Origin of the sequence: Aliiroseovarius lamellibrachiae (genome assembly GCF_018599245.1) — a bacterium.
Taxonomy (GTDB): Bacteria; Pseudomonadota; Alphaproteobacteria; order Rhodobacterales; family Rhodobacteraceae; genus Aliiroseovarius; species Aliiroseovarius lamellibrachiae.
Window position 1 is genome coordinate 303138 of sequence record NZ_JAHEVJ010000002.1, and the last position, 11886, is coordinate 315023.

General features: G+C 57.4%; 11 protein-coding genes. 8 read left to right on the forward strand and 3 right to left on the reverse strand.

Features of this window, described 5'->3' with window-relative positions; all coding sequences use genetic code 11:
* Positions 1-7 precede the first annotated feature (7 nt).
* Both KKW20_RS04900 and deoD read right to left on the reverse strand, forming a co-directional pair.
* Positions 8-994 (reverse strand): aldo/keto reductase, encoded by a 987-nt coding sequence (locus KKW20_RS04900; protein WP_214566598.1) that lies wholly within the window; start codon positions 992-994, stop codon positions 8-10.
* Between the two features lie 5 nt (positions 995-999).
* Positions 1000-1704 carry a purine-nucleoside phosphorylase gene (gene deoD / locus KKW20_RS04905; protein ID WP_214566600.1) on the reverse strand — a complete coding sequence of 235 codons (705 nt, stop codon included), beginning with the start codon at positions 1702-1704 and terminating at the stop codon, positions 1000-1002.
* Between the two features lie 178 nt (positions 1705-1882).
* On the opposite strand from deoD, the gene KKW20_RS04910 reads away from it, so the two are divergent.
* Entirely contained in the window at positions 1883-2404 is a 522-nt protein-coding gene (locus tag KKW20_RS04910; RefSeq protein ID WP_214566602.1) for a DUF4329 domain-containing protein, read from the forward strand.
* A gap of 114 nt (positions 2405-2518) precedes the next feature.
* On the opposite strand, the gene KKW20_RS04915 is transcribed toward KKW20_RS04910, so the two are convergent.
* Entirely contained in the window at positions 2519-4522 is a 2004-nt protein-coding gene (locus KKW20_RS04915) for a protein meaA (RefSeq protein ID WP_214566603.1), read from the reverse strand.
* 173 nt (positions 4523-4695) lie between these two features.
* Between KKW20_RS04915 and KKW20_RS04920 the strand changes: the two genes are divergently transcribed.
* The 7 genes from KKW20_RS04920 to KKW20_RS04950 all read left to right on the forward strand — a co-directional run bounded on the left by KKW20_RS04920 (position 4696) and on the right by KKW20_RS04950 (position 11863).
* The gene (locus KKW20_RS04920) at positions 4696-6123 is read left to right on the forward strand and encodes a 1-acyl-sn-glycerol-3-phosphate acyltransferase (RefSeq protein WP_214566604.1); all 1428 of its coding nucleotides are present in this window, start codon (positions 4696-4698) and stop codon (positions 6121-6123) included.
* 167 nt (positions 6124-6290) lie between these two features.
* The gene (gene ccrA / locus KKW20_RS04925; RefSeq protein WP_214566605.1) at positions 6291-7577 is read left to right on the forward strand and encodes a crotonyl-CoA carboxylase/reductase; all 1287 of its coding nucleotides are present in this window, start codon (positions 6291-6293) and stop codon (positions 7575-7577) included.
* A gap of 279 nt (positions 7578-7856) precedes the next feature.
* Positions 7857-8072 (forward strand): hypothetical protein, encoded by a 216-nt coding sequence (locus KKW20_RS04930; RefSeq protein ID WP_214566606.1) that lies wholly within the window; start codon positions 7857-7859, stop codon positions 8070-8072.
* Complete coding sequence (locus tag KKW20_RS04935) at positions 8017-8730, forward strand: helix-turn-helix transcriptional regulator (RefSeq protein ID WP_214566607.1); 714 nt, start codon at positions 8017-8019, stop codon at positions 8728-8730. Before KKW20_RS04930 ends, KKW20_RS04935 begins: the two co-directional genes overlap by 56 nt.
* A 103-nt stretch (positions 8731-8833) precedes the next feature.
* Positions 8834-9484 (forward strand): acyl-homoserine-lactone synthase, encoded by a 651-nt coding sequence (locus KKW20_RS04940; RefSeq protein ID WP_214566610.1) that lies wholly within the window; start codon positions 8834-8836, stop codon positions 9482-9484.
* 119 nt (positions 9485-9603) lie between these two features.
* Positions 9604-11142, forward strand: coding sequence for an ATP-dependent DNA helicase (locus tag KKW20_RS04945; protein WP_214566612.1), 1539 nt, complete (start codon positions 9604-9606; stop codon positions 11140-11142).
* Entirely contained in the window at positions 11135-11863 is a 729-nt protein-coding gene (locus tag KKW20_RS04950) for an SDR family oxidoreductase (protein WP_214566614.1), read from the forward strand. The genes KKW20_RS04945 and KKW20_RS04950 overlap by 8 nt, the downstream gene beginning before the upstream one ends.
* Positions 11864-11886: the final 23 nt, after the last annotated feature.

Here is an 11886-nt window from a genome sequence, read left to right on the forward strand (position 1 = left end):
CACTGCCTTAGCAATACCGCTCAATTCCGACGATCTGCGCGTCGGAATATCGGTCCCCATGCGCCCAGCCAACGGGCAAAAGCCGTTGGATTTCAAGGCGATCTTCAGGGGTGAATGAGATGTCAGACGCAGCGGCCCACGCGTTCAGATGCTCAGGTGATCTTGTGCCAGGGATCGGGATCAAATGATCCCCCTGGTCCAAAATCCATGCCAAAGCTGCGGCCGGAACAGACCAGCCACGCGCCTTGGAAAACGCGCGAAACGGTGCAAAGGCCCGACGGTTCAAATCGTAGTTTGGTTGGCTAAAACGCGGGTTTGCATGCAAAAAGGGCAGGGCCGTTACCGCTTCAAACTCACGCTCATTGTCTGAAAAGAACCCGCGCGCCAGCGGTGAAAACGGCACGAAGGTTGTGCCCAGTTCTTTGCAGGCTTGGATCATGCCAAGCTCGGGCAGGCGGGTCCAAAGTGAATACTCGTTTTGCACAGCCGCCACAGGCGCCACAGATGCGGCGCGTCTTAGGGATGCCGGCGAGATTTCCGAAAACCCAAAGCCGCCAATCAGCCCTTCTTCGCGAAAGCGCTCTAGCGTTTCGGTCACGGTCTCAATCGGCAGATCAAACTGACGACGGTGCACATAATAAAGCGCCACATGGTCCACCCCAAGCCGGGTGAAAGATGCCTCAAGCCGGGCGCGCAGCCCGTCTGCCGTGTTGTCTGCCGTACCGCGAGGGGCGCCCGTCACAATGCCGCCTTTGGTGGCGATGACGGGCTGGTGACCGGTGTTGCGCAACCAGTCGCCAATGATCTCTTCTGACAGGCCATTTCCATAGATGTCTGACGTGTCAAAGAAATTGATCCCGGCGGTCCATGCCGCATCCAGTGTCGCAAGGCTTTCGTCGCGCGTGGTCTTACCATAAAAGCCCGAGAAATTCATGCAGCCCAACCCGATCGCCGAAACCTCGGGACCGGATTGGCCAAGTTTGCGCCGTGCCATCCCCATCAAGCGAAGGCCGCGTTCAGGGCAATTTCAACCATATCACCAAAGGTCTTTTCACGTTGATCAGACGGCAGCGCCTCGCCCGTCAGCAGGTGGTCTGAGACGGTCATAATGCCCAAAGCCCGCACGCCGTAGCGGTTGGCAAGGGTGTAAAGTTCGGCGGCTTCCATTTCGACGCCCAAAATGCCGTGGCGCTGCATTTCTTTGTTCAGATCAGGGCGTTCGTCATAGAAGGTATCAGAGGAATAAATCCCACCCACATGCACGCCAACCTCGACGTTTTTCGCGGCCTCCACGGCGGCGGCGAGCAGGGAATAATCGGCGCAGGGCGAAAAGTTCAGCTCGCGAAAAATGGTAGAACTTGGCGTGGCCACAGTGGTTGCTGTCATCGCAATCACCACATCGCGCACTTTCACATGATCCTGCATTCCGCCGCAGGACCCGATGCGGATCAGCGTTTTGGCGCCGTAATCGCGGATCAATTCATTGGCGTAAATTGACATCGACGGCATGCCCATGCCGGACCCCTGAATGCTCACACGGTTGCCGCGCCAGCTGCCGGTAAAGCCGAACATGCCACGCACCTCGTGCACCAGTTTGGCATCTTCCAGAAAATTCTCAGCCACCCATTTGGCGCGATAGGGATCGCCGGGCATCAACACTGTTTCAGCAATTTGGCCTTGTTCGGCACCAATATGTACGGTCATGGGAATCCTCGTTCGTGGGCTGTTAGCGGCGGACAACATGCGCCGGATATCGGCGAACGTCAAACGCATCGTCGGGGTAAGCGAAGGGGGGATTGGGGGCAAATTGCTTGACTTGGCGCCCCGCAATCGTCTTGTTAACGAGGAAATTTGACAAAGAAAGATGTACCCGATGCGCGTGATGATCCCAGCCCTTGTTTTGGCATTGATGCCGTTTTCCTCGCACGCCCAAGAGGCAAGTGAACTTACACTGGTCAAACGAATTTTTGCCGAATTGCAGCCCCTTTCGATAAAGAAGAACCGCGAGTATTGCGGATATATTGGGCTGAACGCGGATGGGAAGCTGACCATGAGCCCGGCCAAACGCGGGCGCAAAGGCACCTGCGAACCGTCTGATCCGGACATGCTTGAGGTGGTGATCGCATCCTATCACACCCACGGGGCGTATTCGTCCAATTATGTGAATGAACTGCCCTCAACCGAGGATGTTGAAGGGGACGAGGCCGAGGGGATTGACGGTTGGGTCGCCACCCCCGGCGGGCGCCTTTGGTATATCGACACAGGCGATATGGTGATCAGTCAGGTGTGCGGATTGGGATGCTTGCCGTCTGATCCGGATTTCATCGAAGGCGACACCGGCGCGGTTGAGAAAAGCTATCACTACAAAGAACTGGTGCAAAAGTTGGAAGAGGTCAGCGGTTAGGGGCTTTGCCCCTCGGCACCGGGCTGCGCCCTGCGCCTTCACCCCAAGATATTTGAGGCAAGAAAAAAGGCGCAGGAGGATCCCGTCGCCTTTTGTTTTATTGGGCGTGGAAAGTTATTCCGCGGCCACCGCTTTTGGATCAACCAGTGTCACGATGTCTTCCATGATCACATTCAGCTCAAAGTCCTTTGGCGTATAGACTTTGGCGACCCCGATCGCGCGCAGGCGAGTGGCGTCCTCATCCGGGATGATCCCACCGGCGACCACGGGGATATGGCCCAATCCGGCGGCTTTCATCCGCTCCATCAACTCTTCGAGCAGGGGGATGTGGCTGCCGGATAGGATCGACAGGCCGACCACATGGGCGTCGGTTTCAATGGCCGAGGCCACCAATTCTTCTGGTGTCAGGCGGATGCCTTCATAGGTGATGTCCATGCCGCAATCGCGCGCGCGGGCGGCGATTTGTTCAGCACCGTTGGAATGCCCATCAAGGCCGGGTTTGCCCACAAGGAACGTCAGGCGACGGCCCAAGCGGTCGGACACCGCATCGACGCGGGCGCGGATGTCATCCAGCCCTTCGGTGCGGTTCGAGCGGTTTTTGCTAACCCCGGTCGGCGCGCGATATTGCCCAAAGGTAGAGCGCATCACTTCGCCCCATTCGCCGGTGGTCACCCCCGCTTTGGCCGCCGCAATGGACGATGGCATGATGTTGGTGCCGTCTTTGGCCGCTTGGCGCAGATCAGCCAGCGCTTGTTTCACAGCACCCGCATCGCGGTTGGTCCGCCATGCCTCAAGACGGGCAACCTGGTCGGCCTCTGCATCTGCGTCGGCCACCATGATGGCACCATCCCCAGCGGTCAGCGGGCTTTCGGTGGTTTCCAGCCATTTGTTCACGCCGACCACGGTGGTGTCGCCGACCTCGATTTTGCCGATCCGGGTGGCGTTGCTGTCGACAAGGCGTGACTTCATATATTCAATCGCCGCCACAGCGCCGCCCATGCTGTCGATCTGGGCAAGCTCCGCGCGCGCGCCGTCTTTCAGCTCGGCCACTTTGCGGTCCACAGCTGGGTTGTTGTCGAACAGGTCGTCATATTCCAACAGATCGGTTTCATAGGCCATGATTTGTTGCATACGCAGCGACCATTGCTGATCCCATGGGCGCGGCAGGCCAAGCGCTTCGTTCCATGCGGGCAATTGCACCGCACGGGCGCGTGCGTTCTTTGACAGGGTCACGGCGAGCATTTCGATCAGGATCCGGTAGACGTTGTTTTCCGGCTGTTGCTCGGTCAGGCCAAGCGAGTTCACTTGCACGCCATAGCGGAAGCGGCGGAATTTGGGATCCTCAACGCCATATCGCTCGCGCGTGATTTCATCCCACAGCTCGACAAAAGCGCGCATTTTGCACATCTCGGTGACAAAGCGGATGCCCGCGTTCACAAAGAATGAGATGCGGCCGACCATTTCAGGGAAAGCCTCTGCGGGAACCTTATTCTTAAGATCATCCAGCACGGCAATCGCGGTGGCCAGCGCAAAGGCAAGCTCTTCTTCTGGCGTCGCACCGGCCTCTTGCAAGTGATAGGAACACACGTTCATCGGGTTCCATTTCGGCAGGAATTCGCGCGTATAGGCGGCCACATCGGTGATCATACGCAAGCTGGGCTTGGGCGGGCAGACATATGTGCCGCGCGACAGATATTCCTTGATGATATCGTTTTGCACCGTGCCTTGCAGCTTGGACACATCCGCGCCCTGCTCCTCTGCCGCGGCGATATAAAGCGACAACAGCCACGGGGCGGTCGCGTTGATCGTCATCGAGGTGTTCATTTTTTCAAGCGGGATGTCTGCAAACAACGCGCGCATGTCGCCAAGATGGCCCAGCGGCACCCCCACTTTTCCCACCTCGCCGCGCGCCAGCGTGTGGTCGCTGTCATAGCCCGTTTGTGTGGGCAGGTCGAAGGCCACGGACAGGCCGGTCTGACCTTTGGACAGGTTGCTGCGGTAAAGCGCGTTGGACGCCTTGGCGGTCGAGTGACCGGCATAGGTGCGAAACAGCCACGGACGATCCCGGGGACGATCTTTAGGGCGATCTTGCGGGCTTGTGTTCTGGGGCGTGCTCATGATCCGTGACTCGCATTTTGTTGCAGTGCAGCATTTTTCGCAGACGCAAGAATATTACGCAAGGGGGAATTTGATGTTAGGAAAATTACGTGGCGATGCTTGGGGCTGGCGCCGTCACGCTTTCCTCTGACGGCGTTCTTTACCTTTCACAGGAAACCTGAAAAAGATTTCTTATGACGCGTACGATTGAGCTTCCCCTTTGGCTATTGGTCCTGATCCTTGCTTTTGCTGCGGTGACCTTTGCGTCGCATTTTCTGTTCCCATCGGTGCGCTGGTTTTTCCGTAAACGGTTGCAAAAGGCCGTGGCCAAACTGAATGAACGTCTGGAACGCCCGATCGAGCCGTTCAAGCTCGCGCGGCGGTACGACATGGTACAGCGCTTAAGCTATGATCCCGAGGTCGCCAAAGCGATCGCCGAACATGCCGCCGAAGAGGGCATTCCCGAACAGGTGGCGTTTGAAAAGGCACAGGGGTACGCCCGCGAAATTGTGCCGCGCTTCTCTGCGACTGCGTATTTCGGCTTTGGCATTCGCATCGCAAAATTGCTGAGCCGCGCGTTTTACCGTGTGCGATTGGGGGCTTTTGACGAGGCGCGCCTGAAAGAGATCAGCGCCGATGCGACGGTGGTTTTTGTCATGAACCACCGATCCAATATGGATTACGTGCTGGTCACTTGGTTGGCTGCCGAACGATCCCATTTGTCTTATGCGGTGGGGGAATGGGCGCGGGTCTGGCCGCTGCGCACGTTGATCCGGTCGATGGGGGCCTATTTCATCCGGCGTCGGTCGCGCAATGCGCTCTATCGCAAAGTCCTGTCGCGGTATGTGCGCATGGCGACGGATGGGGGCGTGACCCAAGCGATGTTTCCCGAAGGCGGGCTGAGTTTAAACGGCGAAGTGGGCGCGCCCAAAATGGGTCTGCTCAGTTACATCATGGATGATTTTGACCCCGCCAAAAATCGCGATGTGGTCTTTATCCCTGTGGCGATGAACTATGACCGGGTGCTTGAGGACCGGGTGCTGGTGGCCGCCGACATCAAAGGATCGCGCAAATTCGGCCTGCGTCTGAAATATGTGCTGCGCCATGTGGGGCAACATGTGTGGCAGCGGATCACCGGGCGGTTTCACCGTTTTGGCTATGCCAGCGTGTCCTTCGGCACCCCCATGTCGCTGTCCTCCTATCTGAAAGAGCATGATGAGAATGTGCTTGAGGGGCTGGCCCACGAGCTGATGGGGCGTATTCGCGATGTGGTTCCGGTGTTGCCTGTGCCTGTTGTGGCGGCGGTGATGTTGGAAAAAGACAGCCATACCCGCGAAGAGATCACTGACCGGTTTCAAACTCTGGTGGCTGATATGGAAGCGCGCGGGGCGCATATTCATCTGCCGCGCAATGATCTGGATTACGCAGTAGAGGTGGGCATCCGTCTGTTGATGCTGCGCGGATTGATCCGCGAAACGGGTGGCGCATATCAGATTAACCCCCCGGATCGGGCGGTCTTGGCGTTTTATGCCAATTCGATTGCGCATTTGTCTGAGGCCATTACGCCAGTACACATTTCGGACCTCAGCCCCGCGGATGTTGCGGATGCAGGTGTATTGTAAGGTTTTGTTGGGTTTTAATTGACCTTAACGTCACTGGCGACAGAAAATTACAAAACATACCCCAAAATCGGTTGCAATCTTGCGGACTCGTGCGTAATGCTGCAGTAGCAGCCGCAATTCTGCGTTGCGGCGAAAGAATCAATGCTTGTAGTTGACAGGAGGCCACCATGGCTTTGGACACGCAAACCGGTATCGCGGAATATGACGCCCCGAAGAAAGATCTATATGAGATCGGTGAAATGCCGCCCTTGGGCCATGTCCCCGAACAGATGTACGCCTGGGCCATCCGTCGCGATCGTCACGGCGAGCCTGATAAATCGTTTCAGGTAGAGGTGGTCGAGACCCCCAAATTGGACAGCCATGAGGTGCTGGTGCTGGTGATGGCCGCCGGTGTGAATTACAACGGCGTCTGGGCCGGTCTTGGCGTGCCAATCTCGCCATTTGATGGCCACGGTGCGGATTACCATATTGCCGGGTCCGATGCGTCTGGCATCGTCTGGGCCGTCGGCCGCAAGGTGAAATCGTGGAAAGTGGGCGACGAAGTTGTCATCCACTGTAACCAGGATGATGGTGACGACGAGGAATGCAACGGCGGCGATCCGATGTTTTCCCCAAGCCAGCGGATCTGGGGCTATGAAACCCCCGATGGGTCTTTTGCACAGTTCACCCGCGTTCAAGCCCAACAGCTTTTGCCACGCCCAAAGCATCTGACCTGGGAAGAAAGTGCCTGTTACACGCTGACCCTCGCCACCGCCTACCGGATGCTGTTTGGCCATGCCCCGCACGAGCTGAAGCCCGGCCAGAATGTTCTGGTTTGGGGCGCGTCAGGCGGTTTGGGATCATTTGCGATCCAGTTGATCAATGCGGCCGGGGGCAACGCCATCGGTGTGATCTCGGACGAAGACAAACGCGAGTTTGTGATGTCTCTGGGTGCCAAAGGTGTGATCAACCGCAAAGATTTCAGTTGCTGGGGGCAATTGCCCACCGTGAACACGCCGGAATACGCCGCTTGGTTCAAAGAAGTGCGCAAATTCGGCAAAGCGATCTGGGATATCACCGGCAAAGGCAACAATGTCGACATGGTGTTTGAACACCCCGGCGAAGCCACCTTCCCGGTCTCGACCTTCGTGTGCAAAAAAGGCGGGATGATCGTGATTTGTGCCGGCACCTCCGGCTTTAATTGCACCTTTGACGTGCGTTATCTTTGGATGCACCAAAAGCGTGTTCAGGGGTCGCATTTTGCACATCTGAAACAGGCCGCATCGGCAAACCGCATGATGATTGAGCGTCGCATTGACCCTTGCATGTCCGAAGTCTTCCCATGGGATGAGATCCCGCAAGCGCATTTGAAAATGCTGCGCAACGAACACAAGCCGGGCAATATGGCGGTGCTGGTTCAGGCCCCTAAAACCGGTCTGCGCACGTTCGAAGATGCTCTGGACGCCCGGTCGTAACCTTACGCCCTCTGATTGAACCACTTGCCCCCCCGCAGCGCCACTGCGGGGGTTTTTCTTTGCCGTTGCCATTCTCTTAGGGTGATTCGGATAAAATTGATTCGGAAAACGGGGGCGCTCATCACCACTTTTCAGCATTTTTAAACCTTCATCTGTTGAAAAATCAAAAGGTTCCAAAATTCCACCTCACTATTTTAGGGGAGTAAGAACCAGTGAATTAACGATTTTCCCCGCTCGTGCTACGGTTGTGTGGAGATGTCACAAAAAACGGGGCTTTACATGACGAATGAATGGATCATTGATGTTCTTACCGACCTGATGGCTTTTGCTCGCAGAAACAACCTGACCGTCACGGCTGAAACCCTTGACGATGCACGACTGGTTGCTTTGACCGAACTTGCGAGTGCCGCTGATCGGAAAGCGGAGATGATGCAGTCATATGAAAGCCAGCCTGGAACAGCACCTCAGCTCACTTCAGAACGCGACCACGCTTGAAGACCTTCAAGGGGTCACAGAAGCGCTGCGCGACCACTATAAAACCAGCCATGTCGTCTACCATTGGGTGAATTCCATAGGCGAACGATTTGGCGCGGGAACGTACAGCCCGGAATGGGTTGATCGCTATCTTGAAAAAGACTACCTGCGGCTGGATCCGGTGATCTTTGGCTGTTTTCAACGCTTCACGCCGGTGATTTGGAAAGAGCTTGATTGGTCGTCAAAACCCGCGCGTGCGATGTTGCAGGACGCAATGGATCACGGGCTGGGCAACCAAGGTTATACCATTCCCATTCGCGGCCCTGCTGGACAGTTTGCGCTGTTCACGCTGAACACGCAGGCGGAGGATCAGGACTGGCATGCGTTTATTGATGCCAATGCCCGCGACCTGATGATCCTCGCGCATGAGCTGAACAAAAAGGCGCTGGAATTTGAACAATGGGGCGATGCGGCCACCACCCCAATGCTGTCGCCACGCGAACTGTCGGCGATGACCTATCTGGCCAAAGGCATGAACCGCGCGCAGGCGGCGGCTGAGATGACCATCTCAGAGCATACGTTGCGGGTGTATATCGAGAGTGCGCGCCATAAATTAGGCGCGCTCAACACCACTCATGCCGTGGCGCGTGCCTTGGCCACTGGGGTGATCATTGTTTGAGGAGAGCCTTGTCTGAAGGTTAATCGACCGTGCGCTACGCTTGTGGGAATTAACCATTGTGGCGGCATTGTGACCGCAGCTGATCGGACAAAGGAGCCCCACGATGCTGCGCTATCTCTATGCCAACGACCTGTGCCGTTTCCCTTTGCTGCGTGACACGATGTTTCGTGACCGGGCAGAGCAGTTTTCAAAACGTCTGGGGTGGGCGGTGACCGTCAATGACGCCGGTGAAGAGCGGGATGAATATGACGCGATGAACCCGCTTTATGTGATCTGGGAAATGGCGGATGGGCGCCATGGTGGATCAATGCGGTTCTTGCCCACCGTGGGGCAAACCATGGTGAACGACCACTTTAGCCATCTGACCGGCGGTGTGACCATCGAAAGCCCGCTGATCTGGGAATGCACCCGGTTTTGCCTGTCTCCTAATGCTGATCGCCGTGCCTCGGCCGCCCTGGCGCTGGGCGCGGGCGAGTTGATGTCCGCCTTTAAGCTAAAGCATTACGTCGGCGTGTTTGATCCGCGAATGGAGCGGATTTACCGCCTGATGGGGCTGGAACCAGAGGTGATCGGCACCGATGGCGAAGGGCGCGAGAAAATCGGCGTGGGCCTTTGGTCGATGAATGACGACGCTTTTGCCCCCACCCTCAAACGCGTCGGCGTCAACCGTGATGTAAGCCGCAGTTGGTTGCGCTACTCGCTTGCGGGCAAACCGATGCCGGATCTGGGCGACAGCTTCGCAGAAACCGCTTAGGCGATCAGAAGGCTGCGGTGGGCGCAGCGGGTGTTGCTTTTGGATATTTATAGAAAGAGGAAAAGGCGAAGCGGGAGTTTCGCCTTTTCGTGCATTCAGCAAGCGGGTAGGGTCGCGAAATGAGCGAAACTGCCCCCATCATCTATTCCGAAGACCAAGCCGAAGCCCATGACCGTGTGGCTGACATGCTGCGTGCAGCGGGCGTCAATCTGGATGACGCGCTGCTGACGCCGCTGTCAGATGGAAAATCACAGGTTTTTGCGGTGATGGGCAAGGCGGGATCGGGTAAGACCCTGTTGCTGGGGCAGCTCTATAAAGCGTTAGAGGCGGCGGGCGTTGATATCGTCTCGGGCGACTACGAAGGCAAAAAGCGCAAAGATCGCAGAACCTTGGCCATTCTGGCCCCCACCAACAAAGCGGCGTCCGTGTTGCGGTTGCGCGGCGTGCCGGCCACCACGATCCACCGCATTCTTTATACGCCCGTCTACGACCCGGAATATGAAAAGATCGCGGAATGGCTGGCGGACAATGGCGAACGGCCCGAGATCGAAGGCCTGACGGATGAGGCGCTTGACCGTGCTTACGCGTTTTATCAGCAACAAAAATCGATCCCGGGCGCGCTGGCCGCAGCGGGCCTGCGCGGATCAGATTTTATCACCGGGTGGAAACGCCGCGATGACCCGCTGGACATCGGTTTTGTCGACGAAAGCTCGATGCTGGATGACAAGCAATTTGAGGATCTGCGCGAGATTTTTCCGACCCTGATCCTGTTTGGCGACCCGGCACAGCTGGCCCCAGTTGGTCAATCGGGCACTATGGTTTTTGATAAACTGGGGGACACGCGCAAACTTGAGCTTAGCCGCATTCACCGCCAAGCGGATGACAATCCGATCCTTGATCTGGCCCATGCGCTGTCCGATGACAGTCTGAGTTTCGAGACGTTTGAGCGAATGATCGAAGAGGCCGCGCGCCGGGATGACCGGGTGGTGGTGGCCCCGCGAGTGAATGCCGATCTGATGTCGAGGTCTCCGGTTTTGGTGTGGCGCAACAAGACCCGTGTGCGCTTGATCACTGCCTTTCGAGGTGCCTTTGGCGCGCCTGCGGAGGAACTGATGCCGGGCGAGCCGTTGATTTGCGATGGGATTGAGCTGCCTCTGAAACACCGCAAAAAGCGCATCGACCTTGAGGCGCGCGGCCTGATCAAAGGCGCGCAATGTGTTTACCTCGGGCCAGGTAAGCGCCCCGGATTTTCGCGTCTGCATGTGATGGGGGCGGAAGATCCTCAGGTGTCGGCCGCGTCCATTATCAAAATTGAAATGCCGGACGAAGAAGAACCCTTTATCCCCTTTGCCGCGCGGATGGGGGCGGCGTTTTTGCATGGGGCTGCTGTGACCATTCACAAGGCGCAGGGCAGTCAGTGGTCCGATGTTCAGGTGTTCTCACCGGATATTTATGCCGCCGCCCAGATGGGTCGCAAAGAGGCGGGGATCGCCCTGTGGAAACGCCTCGCCTATGTCGCCATCACGCGGGCCGAAACACGGCTGCATTGGGTTACACGCTATGCGATGGCGCGCCCGGCGGGGGATCTTGGAACGGATGATTTGCGCGCCCCCGCCGCCCCGTTGCAGTTGCAAACTGAGGGAGAGGACGATGCCTAGCATATTGATCACAGGGGCCAGCGCCGGAATTGGTCGTGCGGTGGCCGAGCTGTTTTTGGACAAAGGCTGGACCGTGGGGCTTTTGGCGCGCCGCAAGGAGGCGTTGAACGCGGTGGCCGCCGGGCGAGAAAACGCCATTGTTCTGCCTGCGGACGTTACGGATGAGGCGGCGGTTCAGGCGGCTGTGTCGTCGTTTGCCGCGAAAGCCGGGCGGTTGGACGTGCTTTTTAACAACGCCGGGATGTTCACACCTGCGACCACGATTGACGAGGTGTCTTTGGCGGATTGGACGCATGCGGTGAACGTGAATCTGACAGGGATGTTCCTATGCGCGCGTGCGGCGTTTGCCCAGATGCGGGCGCAGTCCCCGCAAGGGGGGCGGATCATTAACAACGGGTCGATTTCGGCCCATGTACCGCGTGAAGGCGCCGTCACCTATACGGTGACCAAACATGGCGTCACCGGCCTGACACGCCAACTGAGCCTTGATGGGCGCGCTTTTGACATCGCCTGTGGGCAAATTGACATAGGCAATGCGCGCACTGATTTATTGCAGGGAATTGTCGAGGATGCGGTGGCCGAAGGCGAGGTGCCGCCACCGACCATGGATGTCACTGATGTGGCGTCATCTGTGTTGCACATGGCCACGCTGCCAGCTGAGGCAAACGTGCAGTTTATGACCGTCATGGCGACAAAGATGCCCTTTATTGGGCGCGGATAACAATTCGACACGCAGTGCTGATT